The sequence below is a fragment of the Verrucosispora sp. WMMD573 genome, assembly GCF_027497175.1.
Lineage (GTDB): Bacteria > Actinomycetota > Actinomycetes > Mycobacteriales > Micromonosporaceae > Micromonospora.
Map to the genome: position 1 here is coordinate 3,841,846 of NZ_CP114901.1, position 21,512 is coordinate 3,863,357.

General features: G+C 68.9%; 22 protein-coding genes. 4 read left to right on the top strand and 18 right to left on the bottom strand.

Annotated elements, in window-relative coordinates:
• Positions 1-4: 4 nt before the first annotated feature.
• The 14 genes from O7601_RS17590 to O7601_RS17655 all read right to left on the bottom strand — a co-directional run bounded on the left by O7601_RS17590 (position 5) and on the right by O7601_RS17655 (position 11,144).
• On the bottom strand, positions 5-322 hold the full coding sequence (locus O7601_RS17590) for a hypothetical protein (RefSeq protein WP_281562194.1): 318 nt from the start codon (positions 320-322) through the stop codon (positions 5-7).
• A gap of 649 nt (positions 323-971) precedes the next feature.
• The gene (locus tag O7601_RS17595; RefSeq protein WP_281562195.1) at positions 972-1,538 is read right to left on the bottom strand and encodes a hypothetical protein; all 567 of its coding nucleotides are present in this window, start codon (positions 1,536-1,538) and stop codon (positions 972-974) included.
• A 131-nt stretch (positions 1,539-1,669) separates the two neighbouring features.
• A complete protein-coding gene (locus O7601_RS17600) occupies positions 1,670-2,695 on the bottom strand; it encodes an ArdC family protein (protein ID WP_281562196.1) in 1,026 nt (341 codons plus the stop codon).
• Positions 2,696-2,817: 122 nt separating this feature from the next.
• Entirely contained in the window at positions 2,818-4,164 is a 1,347-nt protein-coding gene (locus O7601_RS17605) for a hypothetical protein (RefSeq protein ID WP_281562197.1), read from the bottom strand.
• Positions 4,165-4,444: 280 nt separating this feature from the next.
• The gene (locus O7601_RS17610; RefSeq protein ID WP_281562198.1) at positions 4,445-4,717 is read right to left on the bottom strand and encodes a hypothetical protein; all 273 of its coding nucleotides are present in this window, start codon (positions 4,715-4,717) and stop codon (positions 4,445-4,447) included.
• A gap of 62 nt (positions 4,718-4,779) precedes the next feature.
• Positions 4,780-5,439 carry a GGDEF domain-containing protein gene (locus O7601_RS17615; RefSeq protein ID WP_281562199.1) on the bottom strand — a complete coding sequence of 220 codons (660 nt, stop codon included), beginning with the start codon at positions 5,437-5,439 and terminating at the stop codon, positions 4,780-4,782.
• A 135-nt stretch (positions 5,440-5,574) separates the two neighbouring features.
• The gene (locus tag O7601_RS17620) at positions 5,575-6,582 is read right to left on the bottom strand and encodes a DUF4192 domain-containing protein (protein WP_281562200.1); all 1,008 of its coding nucleotides are present in this window, start codon (positions 6,580-6,582) and stop codon (positions 5,575-5,577) included.
• 50 nt (positions 6,583-6,632) lie between these two features.
• Positions 6,633-6,986, bottom strand: a complete 354-nt coding sequence (locus tag O7601_RS17625) for a hypothetical protein (RefSeq protein WP_281562201.1) — start codon at positions 6,984-6,986, stop codon at positions 6,633-6,635.
• Positions 6,987-7,185: 199 nt separating this feature from the next.
• Entirely contained in the window at positions 7,186-7,851 is a 666-nt protein-coding gene (locus O7601_RS17630) for a hypothetical protein (RefSeq protein WP_281562202.1), read from the bottom strand.
• 271 nt (positions 7,852-8,122) lie between these two features.
• Positions 8,123-8,554: a hypothetical protein gene (locus O7601_RS17635; RefSeq protein ID WP_281562203.1), complete on the bottom strand. Its 432-nt coding sequence runs from the start codon at positions 8,552-8,554 to the stop codon at positions 8,123-8,125.
• Positions 8,551-8,691, bottom strand: a complete 141-nt coding sequence (locus tag O7601_RS17640; protein ID WP_281562204.1) for a hypothetical protein — start codon at positions 8,689-8,691, stop codon at positions 8,551-8,553. The genes O7601_RS17635 and O7601_RS17640 overlap by 4 nt, the downstream gene beginning before the upstream one ends.
• Positions 8,688-9,809: a GGDEF domain-containing protein gene (locus O7601_RS17645; RefSeq protein WP_281562205.1), complete on the bottom strand. Its 1,122-nt coding sequence runs from the start codon at positions 9,807-9,809 to the stop codon at positions 8,688-8,690. Before O7601_RS17645 ends, O7601_RS17640 begins: the two co-directional genes overlap by 4 nt.
• A gap of 141 nt (positions 9,810-9,950) precedes the next feature.
• Positions 9,951-10,349 carry a hypothetical protein gene (locus O7601_RS17650; protein WP_281562206.1) on the bottom strand — a complete coding sequence of 133 codons (399 nt, stop codon included), beginning with the start codon at positions 10,347-10,349 and terminating at the stop codon, positions 9,951-9,953.
• A gap of 126 nt (positions 10,350-10,475) precedes the next feature.
• The gene (locus tag O7601_RS17655; protein ID WP_281562207.1) at positions 10,476-11,144 is read right to left on the bottom strand and encodes a hypothetical protein; all 669 of its coding nucleotides are present in this window, start codon (positions 11,142-11,144) and stop codon (positions 10,476-10,478) included.
• A gap of 649 nt (positions 11,145-11,793) precedes the next feature.
• Between O7601_RS17655 and O7601_RS17660 the strand changes: the two genes are divergently transcribed.
• Both O7601_RS17660 and O7601_RS17665 read left to right on the top strand, forming a co-directional pair.
• Complete coding sequence (locus tag O7601_RS17660) at positions 11,794-12,654, top strand: phosphotransferase (RefSeq protein ID WP_281562208.1); 861 nt, start codon at positions 11,794-11,796, stop codon at positions 12,652-12,654.
• Between the two features lie 131 nt (positions 12,655-12,785).
• On the top strand, positions 12,786-12,953 hold the full coding sequence (locus O7601_RS17665) for a hypothetical protein (RefSeq protein WP_281562209.1): 168 nt from the start codon (positions 12,786-12,788) through the stop codon (positions 12,951-12,953).
• 238 nt (positions 12,954-13,191) lie between these two features.
• On the opposite strand, the gene O7601_RS17670 is transcribed toward O7601_RS17665, so the two are convergent.
• The 4 genes from O7601_RS17670 to O7601_RS17685 all read right to left on the bottom strand — a co-directional run bounded on the left by O7601_RS17670 (position 13,192) and on the right by O7601_RS17685 (position 19,694).
• Positions 13,192-15,009: a DUF6575 domain-containing protein gene (locus O7601_RS17670; protein ID WP_281562210.1), complete on the bottom strand. Its 1,818-nt coding sequence runs from the start codon at positions 15,007-15,009 to the stop codon at positions 13,192-13,194.
• Entirely contained in the window at positions 14,999-15,427 is a 429-nt protein-coding gene (locus tag O7601_RS17675) for a hypothetical protein (RefSeq protein ID WP_281562211.1), read from the bottom strand. Before O7601_RS17675 ends, O7601_RS17670 begins: the two co-directional genes overlap by 11 nt.
• Before the next feature lie 646 nt (positions 15,428-16,073).
• Positions 16,074-17,072, bottom strand: coding sequence for a replication-relaxation family protein (locus O7601_RS17680; RefSeq protein ID WP_281562212.1), 999 nt, complete (start codon positions 17,070-17,072; stop codon positions 16,074-16,076).
• Between the two features lie 132 nt (positions 17,073-17,204).
• Positions 17,205-19,694, bottom strand: coding sequence for a DUF87 domain-containing protein (locus O7601_RS17685; RefSeq protein ID WP_281562213.1), 2,490 nt, complete (start codon positions 19,692-19,694; stop codon positions 17,205-17,207).
• A gap of 194 nt (positions 19,695-19,888) precedes the next feature.
• Between O7601_RS17685 and O7601_RS17690 the strand changes: the two genes are divergently transcribed.
• A complete protein-coding gene (locus tag O7601_RS17690; protein WP_281562214.1) occupies positions 19,889-20,974 on the top strand; it encodes a tyrosine-type recombinase/integrase in 1,086 nt (361 codons plus the stop codon).
• Positions 20,975-20,978: 4 nt separating this feature from the next.
• Positions 20,979-21,290: a helix-turn-helix transcriptional regulator gene (locus O7601_RS17695; protein ID WP_281562215.1), complete on the top strand. Its 312-nt coding sequence runs from the start codon at positions 20,979-20,981 to the stop codon at positions 21,288-21,290.
• Positions 21,291-21,512 lie beyond the last annotated feature (222 nt).

The window sequence follows — 21,512 nt, forward strand, 5'->3', positions numbered from 1 at the left end:
CCGATCATGCGCCGACCGAGCCGTCCCCCTTCGGTGCCGGCCGCAGTAAGGGCTGCTCGTTTGCGTCCCGGGTGCGGTAGACGCTTTGACCGTCTACGGTGACCGTCTTCGCGCTGGTCGAGGTGCCCTTGAGCAGGTCGATCTGCGAACCGTCGGTCACCTTGACCGTGTTCGCCTCCATTTCCCGCGGCTGGGCTCCGACCTGGAGCTTTCCGCTCTTGAAGGAGGTGAGGCGCCGACGCAGCGTGATCACGGCGACTACCGCGACCAGCGCGGTGGCGGCGGCCGTGATCACGGCGATGAAGATGAGAGTTTGATCCACCGCGGATCCTCCCGGGGGGACGAGGGAGAACTCAGAATATGGCACACATCACCGTCTCCGCTGCCCGGACGCGATCGTAGCCGTTCAGCGGACCCGCCCCGCCTGTCCGGCGGTACGAATCCAGCGGTCGATCTGGCCTGCAACGCCTCGACCTCAAAGCGGACGCGTCGGCCTGACCCTCAACGGCGTGCTCGAGAATGAAAAGCGGTAAGTCATGAATAGTCCTTTCCGGACTTGGTGTGTCTGCCGAGGGCAGGTGACAGAGGGCGCGGATCGGCATGGCGGACGCCTGCCGCCGCCGTCGGCCGGCAGCAGCCGGGTGGGCGGTGCCGGGTGATCTCGCGGGAGGGTGTGGCAGCCGGCAGGGCACTCTGGCGGGGCCGGGTCGGTCAGCTGGGGACGGCTGCTCCAGGGCGATCAGCGGTACCGCGACTGCGCCGCGCAGGGCGGGAAGCCGATTCCGGATCGGGACCCGTCCGTCGAGATGGTCCACGTCCCAGAGCACCAGCTCGTTGAAGGCCGTGCTGCCGGCCGCCGCGCAGGTCGGCGGTCTCAGACATGAGCAGTTCCTGGCGGACATGCGACACGCCACCCGAGGCGGGGGGCGCCAGATGAAAATCGGCGATCGGCCCTCGACGGGTGCTGCCAGTCACAGGTGGTGGGTTGCGGTGACGAGCCGGCTCAGCACGTCGGGGATGGCGCCGGCCAGGCGGTTCGGCGTGAGCGCGTCGTGGACCGTGATCGGCTGGGGGCCTTCGCCCCGGATGCGTCTGGTCTCGTAGCGGCGGCCGTTGGTGTCGATGGCGACGACGAGGCGTACCTCGGCGTCGGCCATCGCCGGCACGGTGTTGATGTCGCCGTAGGTGTAGTCGGCGTACGGCGTGTATTGGAAGCCTTCGAACACCAGCGCGTATCCGACGAACGTGCGGTGCGTGGCGTCGAGCCAGTCGTTCAGCTCGGGTGCGTTCTCGGGGATGCAGATGAAGCCGGCGAGCAGGTTCAACACGCCGGTGAGGCCGGAGTTCGAGCCGGGCTGCAGGTCGAGGGCGAACGGTGAGGGCTCCACCTCGATCAGGTGCAGTGGGGAGCCCGTGACCAGGTGGCGGTGGAACAGGGCGAGAAGGACCGGTGGGGCGTCCCAGCCGAGATGCTCGGCTTTTTCCTCGATCCCGGTGATGACTTGGGGCAGTGCGAGGGTGATCTGCGGGGACAGCATGTCTTTGCTCCTAACGAGTGTGGGGTGTGTGCACGATCTGCCGGCATGCGAACCGTGTGCCGGTTGCCGGCCGGGCCGGCGCGGGATGGGATGTCGACGGGGTGGATGAGGAAGCCGTCGGCGGTGGCCGGTCAGACGGGCTGCGCCTCGACTGCGAGCCCGGGTTGGGCGGCCTCGGTGAGGTCAGCGTCGTCGGGGGTGAGGTCGCGCAGGATCGTCTTGGCCACCCGCAGCACGGTCTGTGCGCAGTCACGGATCAGGGCGAGGTCGCCGTCGGCCCAGCCGAGCACATAGGCGTCGGAGTAGGCCTGGGTGTCGAGGCCGAGCGCCCGGCACACCAGGTGGGCGACGCTCTCGGCTTCGGTTTCGCGTCGGCCGCGGTGCAGCAGTTCCTGCCGGTCGAGGTCGTCGAGGTGCCCGCACCGGATGTGGGCCAACTCGTGCAGGCTGGTTTTGATGCGCTGCGCGCCGCTGACGTCGGCGCGCACCCGCACCACCTGCACACCGGTCCCCTTGACGGTGACGCCGTTCGCGCGGCCCAGGTGGGCGCTGCCCGCAGGCACGAGGGCGAAGTCGTAGCCGGCCTGTCTGATCAGTCCGACGACGTCGTCGTAGGCGCCGGTGGGGTCATCGCCGGTGAGCAGCTGCGCGGTCGTCCCGCCGGCGGCCTTCACCTGGCGGCGGCGCCGCACGGTGGGCACCTCAAAGGGTTCACCGTCGGTCTGGCTGATGTCGAAGGTGCTGGTGGGACGGAATCCGACGACCTGGATCGCGGGGCGCCCGTCCGGGTCGCGACGGACTGTGCGGCCGGCGGCCTCCCACTCGCGGGCCTGCTCCTCGGTGGGGCGGCGGGTGACCGGCGCCCAGATGAGGAACCCGGTCTCGCCTGCGCGGACGTGCCGGTTGAGGGCCTGCCAGCCTGAGGTGCCTTTCCTGTTGCCGTAGGGCAGGAAGTAGCGGGGCTCGACATTCCGTTCCGCGGCCTGGAGCGAGAGCAGGAACTGGTTGTGCAGGCTGTAGCGGGCGCCGAAGACGGCCGCTTCCTCGATGAAGGTGACCCACTCGGTGGGGTCGGCGGCGAGGCGCGCCAGCCGGGCGTCGAACTCGGCTTGGGTCCGTTCGAGGAACGCGTCGCGTTGCTCGGCTGTCATGGCCATGGTGGCCCTCCTGTCTCCGCCACGTGGCGGCGGACAGGCTGGGGCCGCAGCCCCAGCCGGCCCGTAGGCACGAGGTGGGACTGCGGCCCCGGGTGTTACGGGAGCGCGGACGGAGGTGCGCGTCAGCTCCGGGTCGGTGCGGGAAGAGTCGCGGCCAGCGCGGCGGTCTTGGGTGCGGTGCGGAACATCGAGACCGCGTTGGGGGTGATGTCCGCGACGCCGTCGGCGCGTTCGGTGGCGGTGAAGGGAAGCTTGGCGTGTGGGCCGACCCGGAACGCGGGCAGCGTGTAGTGGGTCCGGGCAACGACGGTGCCGTCGGCGGCCGTGTACTGGTCGAAGGAGGCGAGGTCGAGTCCGTCGATGGGTGTCTCGCGGTTGCCGGTGCAGACGATGACGAGGTCGTAGGTGCGCCCGCCGATCAGTGCGGCGTCGGGTAGCGCGATGGGACGCACCCGGCGTTTGATCACGGTGAGTCGTTGGACGCCGCGGCGGTCCGCCCGTAGGTAGCGGCCGGTGGCCTGATAGCGGCCGCGGATGTCGGTCTGCCACTGCTCGCAGGTCGTCGGCAGGTCCTCGGCGTACCAGTCGATGCGGTCGACCTGGTCGAGGGCGGCGGCGGCCATGAACGGTTGCGGGGCGAGGCCCAGGCACGACTCGACGGCGCACTTGGCGGAGTCACCGCCGCCGACGACCGCGACGCGCCGCAGTCCACGCAGCGGCCACATGCCGGCCATCCGCTGCATGAACTGCCGGAAGGTGAGCACGGTGGTGCCGTTGGCGCCGTCGGGGATCGGGTCGCCCACGCCGCGGGCGTCGATGACCCGGCCCGCCAGAATCGGGCCCTTGCCGTCGATCTCGATGCTGGCTGCGGTGCCGGCGGCGCTGACGGACGAGACGGTGGCGTTGGTCACCACGTCGGCGAACTGGGCCAGCGCCAGGCGGATCACGAACGCCATGTCCGTGTTCGGCTGATACTCGATCATGGACAGGTCTGCTGCCTGGATCGGTGCGCCCGGCAGGTAGTTCAGGCTCGCCCCCTGGTCGCCGGCGGGTCCCGCGCCTCCGGCGCGGTTGCGGGAGTTGAGCCAGAACGTCGGCCGTGCGGTCAGCGCGAACGTGCCACCGACGCGCTGGTGGCGTTCCAGCACCAGCGGCCTCGGATAGCCGGCGAGGACGCGGACCGCGGCGTAGGTGGCGGCGTGGAATCCGCTGCCGATGATGACCTCACGGTCGGTGCTGCCGGCGCTGACGATGTCGTGGTGGCGCTGGTCGTCGGACCAGTAGGTGTCCAGGAACTGGTCGGCGAACTCGCGGCCGTAGGGGTCCAGGGCGATCCCGGTGAGCTGCGCCTGCGTCTGGCTGGGGAACTCGGACTGGCGTTGCATTATCGCCCGCATTCCCTCGCCGGCGGCCGGCCGTAGAGAGACGGCGGCGAGCAGGGCCTGGATCTGCGTGGATGGCTCGATCATGGGGCTCCGTGTCCTTTCGTGCGGAGTCCAGGCATCGCGCCGGGCCGCGCGCCCACCCCGGGTGGCCCCCGGGGTTTGCGGCACACGGCCGGCACGATCCCCGGAAGGGGTCAAAGCGGGATGGGTTCCTGGGCTGGCGGTGACCAGCCCCTGGTGGGTCGCCACGTGGTCGGCGTGGACCGTCAGGCTGCCGGCGCCGCAGCACGGGGCGGATGCCCGCGGGTGGTGGCGGTGGCCGGGCACCTGCCGGTGGCAGCGGTGAGGCTGCCGTGGTGGGCGGTTATTGAGCGATGACGACCTCGTCGTCGAGGACGGCGAACCAGGGGATGGCCGTTGCCCGGCGCAGCTGGGTCAGCCAGTCGTCGATGGCCTCGATCGGGCCGTCGGGATCGGGCAGCGGATACCGGTCGGTGAAGTCCGGGGCGTCCTCGACGAGGCTGCCCGTGTCGGCGAGGGTGCGGATGAAGAGCCGGATCGCTTCCCGCTTCACCGCCTCAACGCTGCTGCCGACGATCAGGATCGGCGCGTCGTCCCAGTCGATCAGCCCGTACACGTCCCCGCCGACAACCGCAGCGCCAGGCGCCCGACGGCGACAGCCGACCGGCCGGCGGGTCCTCACCGGACCGGCCCGCCGTCGATGGCACCGGGCATGGTGGCGGGGTGGAACACCGTCGTGTGCCCGCGACCGGTCTGTTTAGCCGCGCGCAGGGCGCGGTCGACGTGCACGAGCGCCAGCCGCCGCGCGACCTCCTGGTGCGGCGTGACGGACGCGACGCCGGCGCAGGCGGTGACGGTGACCGCGACGGGCGGCCCGGTGAGATGGATGCCGGTCGGTTCGGCGACGGCAGCGACCAGCCGCGCGGCAAGACCAGCGGCGTCGGCGCGATCGTCGATGACTGCCACGAACTCGTCGCGGCGCAGACGGAACACCTGTCCGCCGGCGGCCTGCGCGGCGTGGCGGAGGCGACCGGCGGTCAGGACGAGCAGCTGGTCGAACGCGCGGTCGCCGAAGCGGGCCACGAACGTCCGGGTGCCGTCCAGGTTGACCAGGATCACCGCGACGGGTCGTCCGGCGACGGCCAGAGCGGCGTGCAAACCCGCCCGGTTGGCGAGGCCGGTCAGGTCGTCGTGGTGAGCGGTGTGCAGGGCAGCGGCGACGGCCGCCCGGTAACGGGCCGCGGCGCGCAGCCGGGTCAGGTGGTAGGTGATCGATGCGGTGATCACGATCGCCGCCAAAAGGACGGTGATCTGCGCCAGGGTGGACACGGTGCCCACACCTCCAATCCCCAGGGTTGGGGAGGTATCGAGGGCAGCCGGCGGTTGCCACCGGCTGCCCTCACCTCGAACGGTGTGCGAGCGCCTGCTCGCAGGGATGCCGGCGGCGCCCAGGTCGGGCACCGCAGCGACGAACTACTCGGCGGTGCCGGTGGTGGCGGCCCGCCACTGCTGCGGCGACACACCGGCCTGCAGCGCGTGGCCGAGCAGGTGCGCCAGGTGGTAGTCCGGGTCGGCGTACAGGGCACAGTGCACGGCGATGTTCGCCATGGCGCCGTCACCGGCCAGGTAGGCCGTGATGGCGAGCAGGCAGGCCGGTGCGGCGCTGGTAGCGGGCATCGCCCGTCGGGTCACATCGATCCACAGCCGCCGCTGCACGTCGCTGCCGTCGCAGCTGACCCACGCGTGATCGCGGACCTCGGGGACCATGAGGACGGCGGTCAGCCACCCCACCTCGTCGTCGGACAGGGTCTCGCCGCGGGCAACGGACTCGTACGCCCGCTGCACCGCCGCGATCCCGGCGCGCACCACATGCTCCGGTGCCACCGGCTGCCCGCCGCTGGCGGTCGAGACGGCGCCCTCGGCCAACATGACGGCCATCCGAGACAGCGCGGTGTATGTCGCAGTGCGCATCCGGACGCGCTCCGGCCCCGATACCGGCGTGATGAGGCGTTCCAGCGCGCCCCGGTCGGGCAGGGGCGCGAGACCGCGGTAGACCGCTTCCGCCGCAATCCTGCTCGCGGCCGGGTCGTAGGCCACACCGTCGGCGCAGCCGCTGTCACCGCACAGGCACCAGTAACGGCCGTCGCCGACCCGCAAGGCTTCGAGGACGTCGACGCCGGCGGTGGTCAGCGCGGTGGTGAGCAGCGTGGCGGCGGGTGCGACCCGGGCGGCCGGTCCGTAGCCGACGAGGAACGCCGCCGACCCGTGCCGGGCGATCATCGCGGCGTTCTGCGCCGCCGGCACCGCCAGGCCCGCAAGGTCGGACAGGCGAGGGAGGTCGAGGCGGGCGGCGAAGCGGACCTGCCTGCCGTCCAGGACCACCACGACCAGGCTGTCGGTCGGGGTGAAACCGACGAGGTAGGGCACTGCGGCGACACGATCGTCGCGGGTGGTGAGAGTCAGCTTGTCAGGTGTGACCACGGTGGGTTCTCCTTCCCGAGGCCGTCGACGGTGTGCCGCCGACGGGCAGGTCAGCGACAGCAGGTGAGCGCGGTGAGCACCGCGTCGGTCTGGGTGGTGGTGAGACTGACGGCCGTGGCGCCTCGGCGACCGGTGACGACGACAGGTCCGACCAGCGGCAGGTCACCACCGCCCAGGCGCGCCACGAGCAGGCGGGCGACAGGGTTCGGGCGCAGGGCTTTCGGGTAGCCGTCCTCGTCGCCCCACGCGTAGAGGTCCGGGACACCGATCGGGATCGGCGTCAGCCACCCGCCGACCGTGCGGCGCAGCAGCGATGCGACGTTGCTGTGGCGCAGTCGGGTGTGGTGTTCGTGGCTCGTGCCGTCCTCGGCGACCACGATGTATCGGAAGATTTCGCAAGCCATGGAGACTCCTGTCAGGGCAGTCGCCGGGCATGGCCGTCTGGCCATGCCCGGCGCGCAAAGGGGTGGCCGGGCATCGGCCAGGACAAGTCGTGTGCAGATACGGCCGCCGCTGGCGGCGCGGGCCCGTGCGCGCGGACGTTGGAACCAGGAGGTTGTCCGGGGTGGTCACTGCGCGTAGGGGGCCGCCGCGATGCGGGCCTCAGTCGCCGATATCCTCCACGTCGGCCGTGACGTCGATCGTCACAGTGTCGTCCTCGACGTTGTCGACCCGATCGGTGTCGATCCGCAGGTAGCTGCGGACGTCGGACTCCGTGTCCTCGGTGTCGCGGTCCACCTCGGGAATCACGTCGAAGCTGCCGCTGATGGTGAACCGGACCCGGTGGCGCGGCTGGTAGGGACTCAAGTCGAACCGGGACAGGAGGCTGTCGAGGCCGTCGCGGGTGATGTCCGCCTCGCGGTACTGGTCGATGGCGTAAGACCGGATCTCGGCAAGCTGGCTCGCCTCGCGTCGCCGATCCTCGTCGCGTTGCTCGACCAGGCTGCGGGCGCGTTCGACGGCACTGTCCTGTTCCGCCACCGCCCACGCCACGGCCTGCCGGGTCAACGCCAACGCGGTGGCCGGCTCCGTGACCGGTACCGCGGAGATGTCCGCGCGCAGGCTACGGACCTGCCCGTCGACCAGGACACGGACCATGCTCGTCCCCGGGGCCGGGGACAGCACCACGGCGTCGTAGCTGGCGCCGGCGTCCAGGATGGTGACCGCCTGACCGGGAGAGCCGGCGAAGGCGGCCAGCGGACGCGGCGACGGCTGCGTGGCGACGACGGTCGGGGAATCGGGGCGTTCGGAGGTCAGGGCGTCGGTCATGACGATTCCTTTTCTGATAAGCCCGGCGGGCACCGGGACGTGGAATGGGGTTCGCGCCCAACGGCGCGCAGAGGGGAGTCGTGAACCGACCAGGCGATCACGCCCGGCGCGGCGTGTGGACTGCGGCGACGTTCGGCCCGGGGGCTCGGGCACTGCCGGTGACGCCGGCCACAGGTACCGGGGCGGTCAGCGGCGTCGCCGCATTCGCCCGTGCTGGTGTGGTCGTCGTCGGCCAAATCTCAGGTGCCTCGCCAGCGGCTGTCGGCCCGGGTCAGTCAGGTGGGTCAGCGAGGACGTCGATCAGGGGTTCGCCGGCCAGGGCGGGATCATCAAGCCAGCCGCTGCGCGTGAACGCATGCGCCGCGGTGCTGACCTGGAACGTCCCGCTGCTGGTGTCGCGGTCCAACCAGCGCAGCCGGACCAACCGGTGCAGGGCCGACTTCACCGACCCGGCCGACATGCTGTTCACGCCGACCAGGTCGTCCGGCTCGCAGCCCGAGTAGGTGCCGCCCGTCGCGGTCACGCAGTCCGCGTGATGGTGCACGGCCACGCACACCAGCCGCTGGACCGGCGTCAGGTCATCCGGGTGCAGGCCACGGCCGGCCCGACCGCCGGCCAGCAGCCACCAGCCGTAGGCGGTGTAGGTGCACATCCTGCTGCTGGCAGCGGCCAACGCGCTCAGCCGCTGCGAGCGGCCGGTCACCGGTCGTCCCGTCCGGACGCTGCGAGGACGACGCCGACCTCACCAGGCAGTCGGACGACGTCGTCCTGCCGCAGGTCGACCGCCCCGCGCAGTCCGACGACCACCAGGGCAGGCGGTAGCGGTCGTAGCCGGGTCACGACTCGCCTCCCGGCATGTCGAGGGCTGCGGCGATCGCGTCGGCGAGTGTCGCGTACCTGGCCATCTCCGACTGCCCCACCACCCGGATCCGATCGACCTCCTCCGCCGTGGGCGCGACATCGATCGTCTGGTCCGCTGCGTCTGCCGCACCGCTGCCCGTCGGTGTAGGTCCGGCGATGGCTGCCCACCTCTCGTAGGCGGTTCGAAGGGCGTTGACGATCGCTGCCGCGTCCGCGCCCGAGCACAAGATTCGGACCGGCGGAACCGGCCTGTCGGTGACAACGATGTCGCGGCGGGGCTTGAGGTCACGGCGACGGACGTGCGCCCGGGTGCCGTCGGCCCGCGGTATCCCGTCGCGGTCCGGCTCGTACACCAGGGACTGGTTGCCGGCCCGCTTCGCGGTGTACATGGCAGCGTCGGCCTGGGCGAGGGCGTAGCGGGGACTGCCGCCGTCGCTTGCGGCCACGCCGACACTGGCCCGCGGCGCCGGCTCGTCAGCGTCCGGTGCAGTGAAGGCGGCACGGATCGCGTCAGCCAGCACGGCCGGGTCGGTGTGCGGGGCCACGACCACGAACTCGTCGCCGCCGGCACGAGCCACGACGGCGTCGGCCCGCACAGCGGTGGCCGCGGTGGTGAGCCGATCCGCGATCGCGGTGAGGTACCGGTCACCCGCCGCATGCCCACCGCCGTCGTTGACCTGGTGCAAACCGTCGGCGTCGGCCACCGCGACCGCCACAGGGGCGCGGTGTTCGGCGGCGGTAGCGAGGGCCCTCTCGACGACCGCCCGGGTGGGCAGGCCGGTGAGCGGATCGGTCAACGCCGCGGCGAGTTCCCGCCGCAGACTGTTCTCCCGGTCGGCGGCCGCAGCGAGACTGGCCCACAACCGCTCGTACTCGCTGCCCCACCTGTGCTGGTGGTGGCGGGCAAGCCGGACCAGCGCCACGGCGCCCGGCAGCGCCACCACCCCGGTGATGACGGCGGCTACCGCCGCGGCGGTGAACCGGCCGGTGGCGGCGAACGCGCCGGCCGGCCCGGCGGTGATGATGCTGGAGATGACGATGAGTGTGCCCGCCCTGGTCAGGCGGGGTTGGCGGTCTGGTCGCTGAGGAGGCAGCATTCAAGGGCTCCTTATGGCTGAGGAGCACCGGGGCGGACCGGCTCGGCGAAGGCAGGGCCCGCCCCGGGCCCACATGAAGCCGGCCCACCGATCAGGCGGGCTGGCCAGAGGTTGTCCGACGGCGAATCGGCCCGTGCACGGTCATCGGCCTACGGCGACACCGGCCGGCTCCCGGGGTTGGGCGAGATGGCCAGCGGGACCCGGTGAGGCGACGCCGGGCAGCGGAGCCGCCCGTCTGCTGACCCGCCGAAAGTGGTCGCGGGGTGGCGTCAGTCGCGGCAGCCCCGAACGCAGCCGTTCGGGTCGCACCCGAGGCCCGCGGCCATCGCGTGAGCATTTGCCGCAGGTGCGGATCGCCGATGGTGTCGGTGAACGCCAGCCGAACCCGTCGGCGAAGAACTTGACCTTGGGCGCCCCGTATATCGGGTAGTCGGCATCGTCGATGGCCGAGGCGAGATCGTCGCGGCCGAGCAGCCAAGCCAACTCGGCCAGCGTCTCGACTGAGCGGCTAACCGAGTTGCCGCGATGGTCGAGGATCATGTCGATCGCGAACTTCTAGGTACTGGTGGGCGTAGCCCTCGGCGTCGCTGTGCCGGCTCCACCGCAACTGGTCCCACCGCCCTGCGGTCATATTGGCGTCGAGGAACACGCGGGCGTGTGCGGGGTTTATCCGGTCGGGTGGGCGGCGATGGCGACCAGTGGAGTGCGCGAGGGCAGCTGGTCGATGTAGTCGTTGGCGGCGTGGAGATTGGCCAGTCGGTCGGACAACCGACCACTGCGAGTGGTGAGCCACATGCCGGTGGCAGTGGCGGTGGCATCGCCGGGAACCGCGGCGAGCGCGGCTGCGGTGCAGTAAGTGCTCAATCCGGCCTGTAGCGATTCGAGTCCGGTCGCCGGGATGGGGTGCTGCCGGTATGCGGCGTTGTAGGCGGTCATCGCCAGCACTCGGGGCTGCGCCAGGTACGCCTGTTGGGCGCGGCTGATCGGCCATGCGGCCGGGTCGGCACGATGCCGATCGAGAAACACCCACCAGGGTTGGGCATCGCGGGTGCCGGAAACGGTGGCGTGCCATTGCTGCCTCTGCCAGGCGGCGTACTCCGCGGCACGGCTGCGCATCAGACGCAGATCGAGCAGGCGAATCGGTCCGCCAGCGGCGTGTCCGCGCGAGCGGTGCACCAGTTTGCGGGTCAGTCGGCGGCGTGCCGGGAAACGGCCGACAGGGCCAGTGGGACGAAGGTGCCCCTGCGTGTGGACGCGGTCCGCGGCCGAGTCGGTCAGGGCGTCAGTGGTGATGTCGGGGTCGACAGTGACCACGATGGTCAAGGACGCGGACATGCGTCTACTCCACTCGAAGACAGAAATGGTCGGCGAGATGCGCCGCCGTCGAGGCTGTTGGCTGGATAGATCCATGGGTGGGCAACAGCGTTGGACGAAGCGACGGCGTGGAGAACGTGGGAGAGATTTGGTGGTGCGGGTGGGCGGGACGTCGCGGGAGGAGGTATCGCTGCCGACCGGCCGATGGGGCGGGTGGGCGGGTGCGGCTCCTGCCGCGACGGGCCGAGGCCCGAGGGGTGGGGCACGATGGAGAACTCAAAATAGGCCCTCACCGTAACCCGCCCACCCAACAGAAAACGATCATGCACTGATGTCGGTCAGATCTGATCTGACCAGGACTGTTGGCCACGTTGAGGGATGCCGTGACGGCTGGTTCGGCCAGTCGTGTTGGTTACTCGGATCGACTGTTGGCCAACACGCCCTGGCTATCGGGTCACGGTGAGGTGGTGCTGGGTTCCCTTCAGTGACGGCGCGGGGTCGTTGGGTTACGCAGTACGTGTGCCCGCGCAGGCTGTGCGGCGGGTCACGCGATTGCTGCAGGCCGCCGGACCGGCGAATGAGCATCTGAGACCCGGCTATGACGGACGAGATGGCTCTGCCGTAACTGGCCCCACCACGGGCTGACTGCCGTTACGCCCCTGACGACAATGTGGCTGCTGCGCCGAAAGCGCCGAGTTATGGTGCTCCGATGCAGGCGCATGCGGCCCGGCGGGCGACACAGGCAGCCATGTCGATTGCCTCGTCGCTTGGCCTGACCGCCGACGACGCCTCCGTCCTGCACAACTCGAACAAGCTCACCCTGCATCTGCAGCCCTGCGACGTGCTGGCACAGGTGGCGCCGGCGGCGCATCAGTGCGCCCAGCTCGAAGTGGACACCGCTAAGCGACTGTTCGAAGTCGGGAGCCCGGTGGCCGCGCTGGATGCGTCCGAGGTCTTCGTCTGGGACGACTACGTGGTCACTCTGTGGACCTACTACGAACCGGTGACTACTCAAGCGATCCCACCTGTGGACTACGCCAGAGCGCTTGAACGTCTGCACGCCGGAATGCGGCGGGTCGAGGTGCCCACCCCGCACTTTACGGACCGGGTTTCCGAGGCCCAAACGCTCGTGGCCGAGCACGATCGAACTCCGAACCTGACCGACGCGGACCGGACCTTTCTCGCCGGCACGTTGTACCGCCTGCGCCGAGCGGTCAGCGATAGCGGCCGGCCCGAACAGCTCCTGCACGGCGAACCTCACCCGGGCAACCTGCTCTCGAACCCGGTCGGTCTGCTCTTCATCGACTTCGAGACGTGCTGCCGGGGGCCGATCGAGTTCGACCTGGCCCACGCACCCGACGAGGTCGCAGACCTCTACCCGGGCGTCGACCATCACCTGCTCCGAGATTGCCGGACGCTCATGCTCGCGATGATCACCACGTGGCGCTGGGATCGTGACGACCAGTTCCCCGACGGCCACCGGCTGGGCATCGAGTGGCTGAGCGAACTCCGGAAGGCGACGGCTCGGTAAGTTACCGAGCTCTGTCATCGGCACGATCGCGTTCCTAGCTATGCCGTCCTCGGATGCCGGCTGCGATCATCGGACGGTTGGAGGTACGTGTCGCTGCGGTGCGCCCCGGTACACCCACTATGGTCGACGCCGTGTTGGCCGGCGTTCGGCTGAAGGCCGAATGGGTTGGACAGCCCGCTCAGCCCGGTGAGCTCGTCGATGTCGAACTCGACATCGACGACGTGCTGGAATGGGGGGACACGATCGCGATGGCCGACGCCGAATCCACGCTGCACGAAGGGCCACGACCTCCGCCTTGAGTTTGTTGATCTGGCGACGCAGTTCTTGATGTGCCTGCGCGAGCTGCAGGCTGAACGCGACTGCACATTCGCGGTCGTGGGAAGCCACTGTTGGCGGCCCTTCGGTTCCGCACCTCCATGCCTGACGCAGTCCGCCACTGGCACGCGATGCTGCCACTGTCCGATCATGAGGGTGGTGGAGCTGCACGTGTGGCAAAGGGGGGTGGTCGTCGACGTCTCGGGTTTGGACCGCAGAAGTTTAGAAACGCCACGGCCGCTGAACCAGTTGACTGAGGAATTCCCGACCTGCATCGGTGATGGGAACTCCTGAGTTTTTGATGTTCCATGCAACGACCTCAGGGCTCACGCCGTACTTTTCTGATAGGCGCTTAACAACACGCTTAGGCTTATCCGGCGACTGCTGGTACGTCTCACCGGCGACTTGCTGCGGTAGCAGGAATTCGGCGGCGAAGGCTCGGGCGCGGGCCTCCACTACCGTGGATTCTTGGCCACGCAGCACCTCTGCAATAGGAAGTGAACCGGCGCGGTCGAGCAGCAAATGGCAGAGTTCGTGCGCCGCAGTCGTTCGTCGTCCAGCACTACCCTGAGCATGAACTCCAAATGTATTGATAAGGACGCAAGGTCCACGTTTAGATCCCCACGCTGCGATGGCATCAACCGAGCGGATAGACTTTAGCTTGACATGCTTAACCAATACGCCATACTCTGTCAACATTCGCTCGGGATCGACCGGAGCGTCCAACGGTATGTCCAAAAATTTGCGAAGCCATCGAGCAGCCTCAAGTCCTTGATCAAAAGCGAAAACATGGCCGGCTATTTGCGTGGGCGCTACCTCGGATAGCCTGTCTAGGTCATCGGTAGCCGAGCCAGGGATAGGTCCGATGAGCGAGACAATTTCGGCGACGTGCTCAGGCGCAAGCCCGGCTGACATGCGCGCCGCTGCCAGCAGCTCGCTCTTGGACGGGTCTGGGTCTGCCAGTGAAAGACCGTCAAATTGAGCAAGCTCCCGGCGAAATTCCTCCGATGCTTCTTCAATAAGCCGAACCTCCTCACTACTGAGTCCAGTGACAATTTCGGCTGCCTCATGGCTGGTCAGGCTCCATCTGGATGACCACGCGCTTATCGCTTCACGTGCGGCTCGGTCATCGAAGCGCTCGAGCCGTTTGACCAGCCCTAAGGCAAGGGACTCGAGCGGACCCAGAAGGTTTTCGATGCTATACCTACCAGCGTCATCCTCCCGCAGTATCCATCCATATGCACCTTCTCTGGCCAAGACGACGGAAGGCAGGGCGCCCGCCGAACTCATCTGGCTTAAATCGTGTCCGAACATAAAGTCGTTGAACGACAGTTCGAGGCTCCGTCGAAGGTAGTGAGGGGCTCGATTGCGCTTTCGGTCGAGGTCGTCACGTATGTCCCGGAGATTGCCGAAAGGTAAATCTAGTGGGAGTCCTTCTTCCCACGAAAAGTACGCCCAAGAGCGCGCTAGGAAACGCAGAGCTTCCCTCGCGTCAAGTACGACGCCGGAAGCTTCATCGCCCCAGACGTAGCTCCCAGCGATCGCCAATCGAATTGCGACGCGCGGGAACTGTGGAGCGGCATGCTCATCGGGTTCGGGTGGATCGACGGCCCATTCAATGTCTATGCAAACGGCATTAGAGTCTTTAGAACCAGGCTGCTGTTCAGTGCCTGGAACGGCAAGGTTGGCGTCGGCAGGAGGAAGCCATGTATCAGGCAACTCGCTCGCCGTAATTGATTTAATCTCGAAGTCGGCTGATTCGAGCGACCGTCTCACTGCCCAAACATGCGGACCGGACGGTTTGAGGATCGCATCGCGAAGGCCGATGCGGCCAGCAATCAAGTCGCGCATGCGGCCAACGCTTTGAGGAGCATAGACGTACCATTCGGATTCGTCGTCCTCGTCGACAAGGATTGATAGGTAACGTTGCCCCAATCCGTTTACGCAAGCAAAGAGTTTGGGTCCGTCATATTCGACGAAGATGTCGGTGATTGACAGGACTCCAAGTTGTGTACCGACGGGCGGGACGTCACTCATCATCTACCGCCTCAAAGAAGGAACTCGGTTCGATATTGGTGGGAAACCACCAGCTTGTGTGTGATTTCAAGATTTCGTGAGTATGCGGAGGGCGACTGGGAGTGACTTGGGTTACGCCGCAAATTGGGCTCAATGTGCCCACCGCCAAGCGCCTTTTTCTGAAACCCGGCACAAGCACTATGGCCCGTTGTGCGTCGGTGAGATTTCCATACAGCGAAAGCGCCGACGCCTGGCACATTTTGTTCGGCGCAAAAGGCTCGGTCCTAGGGAGGTCTCGAGGGCGGCGGAAATCACGCTTTGTCAGCGGCAAGGCCTTGACAACGCGATAGTAGTCACCGGAAGCCGGTGCCGCGGCGGCAGGCGGACACTGCTCGGGAAGATCATCTGCCCACTTGTAGTGTCGCTGCCGCTGCTCGGTCACGGCTTGAATAGTGGCACACGCAACAAGTTTCGCGGCAGGGGGTAACCGGCGCGCTTGTGCCCAAGCCTTTACCGGCTGCACTTGCCACCTGTTCGGCGTGCGAGTCGTCATCCAGCAGCCGGCTCCGACTCCCTGCCGCTGGACTGTTGACTGCAGCCGTGTGTCCACATGACCAGCGTAACGGCAGATTCTCCGCCGCTGGGTGGACTGCTACAACCAAGCAACGTTCGAGGCCGATCACCGAGGAGGACGCCAGCCGTCCGAGCCCTGCGATGCCTTCCGGAACTTCGAAGAGTGCGAGTCGGTAGCACCTTCTGCGAAAGCAGATAAGCCAAGCAAATAGGTCCATACAGCAGATTCGCGTATTGATCACCTGAGAGGGCCTGCGGGGCGCGTATGCAAACACACGCTCATCGGCTCCGCGCACTGCCTCCCGGCAGCGCCAGCAGTTTGTGGTCCTCACGCGCCGTTACTCGAGCCTCCTCGGCGAGACCGGCCCAGGTTGGCCAGTTACGGCGGTCCCGGTGGAACCCATCTCGTCCGTCATAGCCGGAGCCCTTTGCCGTCGTGCGCCGTGTTCGGGCGGTGGACGCTGCTGGAGCAGATCCGCCTGACTGATGGCGGGCAGCCGCGTTGTGGGTGGGAGTCAGGTGAGTTCGTGTAGCGGGTCGTGATCGGGTGTGGGTGGTCCGGGATTGAGCGGCCCGGGTTCCTCGTCGGTGGTGGGGAGGTCGGCCAGGCGCAGCCGGTGGCCTCCGTTCCCGACGAGTCGCCAGATGGGGCCGGCGGGGCCGTGGCCGTTGATGCGGTCGCGGGCGCAGGTGGCGATGGTGAGGGTGGCTAGGGCGGCGGCGATGCGGTGGTCGCGGCCGGCGGTGTCGATCAGCCTGTGGTGGAAGTGGCGTTCGCGTTCTCGGGTGGGTAGGGAGAACAGCAGGGTGCAGTCGGGTCCGCCGTCGATGCGGAGTCGGCGGTAGGGCTCGAGTTTGTCGCGTAGGCGTGGGTGGTGTTCGGTGCCGCGGTCGTGTTCGAGCCAGAAGCCGGCGTGGTGGTGGCCGGTGGTCCAGACGCCGTGGCCGTCTGGCCGTATGCGGCGGCCGAACGCGGCGGTGGTCTGCTGTTCGGACCACCAGCGGGTCAGCCGGGACTGTGGATGCGATCGGCTGCGGGTGAGCAGGTCGATGAAGAACTGGTTGGTTTCGATGGTGTGTCGGCGGGTGCGGTCGGACAGGACGCGGTCGGCGGCGAGGGCGACCGCTTTCGGGGTGGGTGGGTTCTCGCCGCGGGCGAGGGCGACCAGGCGGGCCGACAGTCGGCCGGGTACCCAGTAGACGTGGGTGGGTTGGCCGGGGTGGGCGCGCAGCACGCGGTTGATGAAGTCCATGCGGCGCAGCGTGTAGAGGCGGTGGCCGCAGGTGATCGGTGAGTCGAACAGCACTGCGGCGATCTGGTCGGTGGTGAGGGCGGTGTGGTCGGACAGGAGGAAGGCGATGACCCGGTCGCGGGGCTGCAGCCGGGCAGAGATGTCGGCGAGGGTCGTTGTCGTACGTCGGGCCGGTGTGCGGGGGAGAGGGGGCGATGGGCCGCCCCCCGGTCGGAGAGTGTCCCCCCGGAGGGACTGTCGGGACCGTTGATCATCGGGCATTCGTGGCACCTACCTGCACTGTTGGGTATCCGAGGGTGGGCGGGGGCCGGCCGGGTCTGCACCGAGGTGCGGACCAGCACCCGCCCGCCGCCAGGCCGGACGGCATTTCGACCTGGCGGCAGCGGACGGGGTTCACCGGCGGCGGTGGGTGTCGGCCCGGGTGGCCAGCCGTGTGGCGAGTTGCTCGATCGCGGTGGGGTCGCCTGCGCCGCCGCTGGCCGTGGCGCAGGCGGCGCGGATCTGGTCGGCCGCGCCGGTGATGGGGCGAGCTGGTCGGGTGTGCAGGGTGAACGCGGCGGTTTCCCGGTTGCCGATCACGAGGCGGGCGGCGGCCTGGTAGGCGTCGAGGTGGCTGAGGTCGTGGTCGGACAGTTCGGGGAACATGTGCCGGGCCATCTGGTGGGCGTCTTCGGGTGCCACGTTGAAGGTGATTTTGTTGCGGGCGTTCGCGGACAGGGCGAGTTGGGTGGGGCGGGGTAGTTGGGCGAGGTCCTGGTGGGCCAGGATGAGGCTCATCCGGTAGCCGCGGGCTTCGGCGAGCATGTCGTCGACGGAGCCGGGCAGGTTCAGGAAGTTGTGGCATTCGTCGATCACGACGGTGCAGTCGCGTCGTTGGTGTTCGGGGAGTTTCGCGCGGGCGGTGGCGGCCTGCCAGGCGCGGGCCAGGACAAAGGAGCCCATCAGGCGGGAGGTGTCCTCGCCGAGTTGCCCTTTGGGCAGGCGGGCGAGCAGGATCCCGCCGCTGTTGAGTAGCCGTCCCATGTCGAATGATGAGCGTGGGGTGCCGAGGGTGCGGCGGGGGAAGTCCCGCAGCAGGAACGCGCGTAGGCGGGCCATGACGGGGCCGATGACCTGCGCCCGCACGGGTGGGGGCATGGACTCGTACCAGGTCCAGTAGCCGAGGAGTCCTTCCGGGTCGTCGAGGCCTTCGGTGAACGCGAGGCGGAACTGTTTGTCGTTGAGCAGCGGCGGGACCAGGGCGAGGGTGGCGTTGGCCTTGCGCATCAGGGTCAGGCAGGCCACGCGCAGGGTGTCGTCGATGCGGGGCCCCCAGTGCCGTTGGAAGATTTTGGAGAAGATGGAGACGACGTTGTCCACGGCGAGATCGTGGTCGTCGCCGGACAGCGGGTTGAAGTAGCCGCCCTGGGCCTGGTCTGGGTCGATGAGCACGACCCGGTCGGCGACGTTCGGGTCGAGCCGGTCGAGGACGTCGGTGACCAGGTCGCCTTTGGGGTCGATGACGACGACACCGCGGTGAGCGGCGACGTCGTCGAGGATCATGTTGACCAACAGGGTGCTCTTCCCGACGCCGGTGGAGCCAAGGACGTGGAGGTGTTGGCGGGCGTCGACCACGGGCAGCCCGACGGCGTGGCCGCCGATCTGCGCCCGGCCGAGCTGTTTGACGCCTCGGCCGCCGGTGGTGGGCACGTCGACCGGCATCGGCATCGGCTTGGCGCGGGCCCGCAGCAGACCGGGCACCGCCACGTCGCAGGGCAGGGCGGCCACGGCGGCGAGTTCAGCGGCGCCGAGCAGGTAGCCGGTACGCAGTGGCCGGTTCGCCAGCACCGTGGCGGGGCGGGTGAGGCGGACGCGACGCAGCCGCTGCCGGGCGGTGTAGAGGCCGTAGGCCGAGGCGACGCCGTCGGCGAGGGTCGCCAACCGGACCCGCAGGTTCTCCTGCGGGGCGTGGCGGGGGTTGGTGTGGGCGATGCCGTAGCGGATGGACGTTTCCCACAGCTGGCCGCAGGCCAGCTTGTCCACGGCGGCGCGGGCGTCGCGGTCTCGTTCCGGGTCGCCGGCCGGCGGCCGGTAGGCGGTGGTCCGGCTGCCCGTCGTGGGGCGGGTCGGGCCGGGCGTGAGGAAACCGAACAGCTCTTCCAACCAGGCCGACGGGTCGAGGACACCGGGGGTGCGCTGACCGGTGCGTAGTGCCGCGGTGCCGGCGCGCAGCCGGCGGATCTGTCGGGGTGCGGCGGGGCGGGCGAGGATCTGCACGCAGGCGTACTCGTGGTCGCGCAGCCCCGACAGCGCGGAGATCAGAGGGCGTAGCGGGTCGGTGTCGTGGTCGGTGACGATCGGGTACCACGCCGGCAGGGTTGGTGCTAGGGCGCGGCCCTCGCAGAGGATGCCGGTAGGGATGGGTTCTGTGGCGTCGACGGTCGTGGTGGTGGCGCCGGGCCAGGCGCCAGCGATCGCGGCGAGGACCGGGCCAGTGGCGACGGTGCCGGGCAGCCAGATGGTGATGGTCAGCTGCCGGCCCGCCCACCGGTACTCGTAGCCGACGTGCGGGGTGCCGTAGAGCCACCGTCGCCAGCCGGCCGGCCGCAGGATCTCGGCGCAGGTCGCCCACCACCTCGCCGCGCTGTCCGGCTCCACCTGCGGCGGTGGGGTGATGGTGACCTGCTGGGCGTGGCGCTGCCAGCGTCGCTGCCGCCAGGCTTGCAGCTGGCCGTGGGCGACGACCGTGACCACAGCTGCCGCGGCGGCGACGGCGGCGAGCCACGGCCGGGCCACCACCCACCCGACCGCGGCGCCGATCGTCTCGGCGACCGGGTTGGTCGGCGTGACCGACGACAGCAGCGAAGGGGTGGGCGCTGGGACGGGTGGGGCGAGCCAGGTCACGACTCGTCCTGCGGGTCGGTGCCGGTTACCGGATCTGCACGGAGTTCCTTGTCGCTCGTCCTCTGGCCAGATGGTGTTGCAAGTGGCCAGGTGGGCCGACTGGAACGCGTGTCGGTGGTTGACCGTCGGTCGGGATTACTGAACAGTTCGCAGTAATCACGACTGGTTGTCGACTTCGGCGATCTGGAGCAGCCATGGGCTTGGCGGTGGTGCGATCGCTGGACGCTCCGCGGCGCCTGTCGACTCACACTGACGTCGAGGACTTCGAGCAGGAGCTGGTGGATCAGTACCTGTTGGCTGCGGTGGGCTCGGGGTCCGCAGACAGCACGGTGGCGGCGGACCGGTCGGTGTTGTTCGAGTTCATCAGGTTCTTGGGTCGCCCGGTCTGGACCGCGCGGCCGAGTGACGCGGACCGGTTCCTGGCCGAGCAGCGCCGGTCGGGGCTCGCGCGGTTGACGGTGCAGCACAAGGCGTGGGCGTTGGCTCATTTCTTCGAGTTCCTTCTCGTGCGGTACGAGGGCGACATCCATCGGTTGACCGGTGTCGTGGTCGAGCAGGTGATCGACGAGTTCAATCGGCCGGCCCGGGCGGACTACGGATCGATCCGGGTGCCGCCGAGCAGTGATGAGGTGGAGCGGCTGTTCGCCATGTGGCGGCAGTGGCTGCCGCAGGCCCGCAAGTTCTTGCCGGCGGCGCGGGACTATCTGGCCGCCTCGTTGTGGCGGCGGGTCGGGCTGCGAATCACCGAGACGTGCATGCTCGACATCCGCGACTGGCGTCGTGATCTGGGTGAGTACGGCTGCCTCGACGTGCGGTTCGGCAAGGGCAGCCGGGGTCGTGGCGCCAAGACGCGGCTGGTCCCGGCGATTAACTCGGTGGGGGAACTGCTGGACTGGTGGATGGTCGAGGTGCGCCATCAGTTCGGCGGCGACTACACCAACCCGGACGCTCCGTTGCTACCCGCCGAGCGCAAGCCGGACCCACTGACCGGGTGCTGTCCACGCGCGGGTGTGCAGACGCTACGCGACGGGCTGGCAGCCGCGGTGAACCGTGGGCTCGCGGACTGGCAAGGCCGGCTGACCCCGCACATGCTGCGGCACTTCTGCGCGTCGTCGCTCTACGCCCAAGGCTTGGACGTCAAGGCAATCCAGGAGCTGCTGGGGCATTCGTGGTTGTCCACGACGACCCGTTACATCCACGTCCCGACTGAGCACGTGACACAGGCATGGAAGATCAGTAACCAGCGCACGGCGGCGCGTCTGGGACAGCTCGGAGGGTGATGGGATGCAGTGGAACCTGCGGATGCGCGCGGCGCAGGCCGGGATCTGGAAGTCCACCGAGATGCGCCGCCGGTTGGCTGAGCACGGCCTGGAGATCAGCGCCGGCAAGATGTCAGCGTTGTGGACGGGCGCACCGACCACGATCCGCCTGGACGACCTGGACGTGATCTGCGTGGTGCTCGGCTGCACCCCGACGGACCTGCTGATCTGCGAGCCGGACAAGGTCGCCGCCCGCCGCCCGGCCCAAGCCTCGACCGGCGCAGGGCCGCAGCCGAGTCCTCGGCTTGGGCGTCACACGTCGGTGCCGCCCGCGTGAGGGGCAAACCCCGGCCCTGCACTGTCTGCGGGGTGCGTCCGCCGGCGATGCGCGAGATCCCGTACTGCTTCGGCTGCTGGCCCGGCGGCCCGGTCACCGCCCCGCCTTGCTACAAGTGTGGATCGGAGGTCGACTACTTCACCTCGGGTTTGTGCGCCCGGTGCCACCCGCACGCGCCCGGCCAACTGTCCCCGGCGTGGAAGCTGCCTGGCCCTCTCGCGC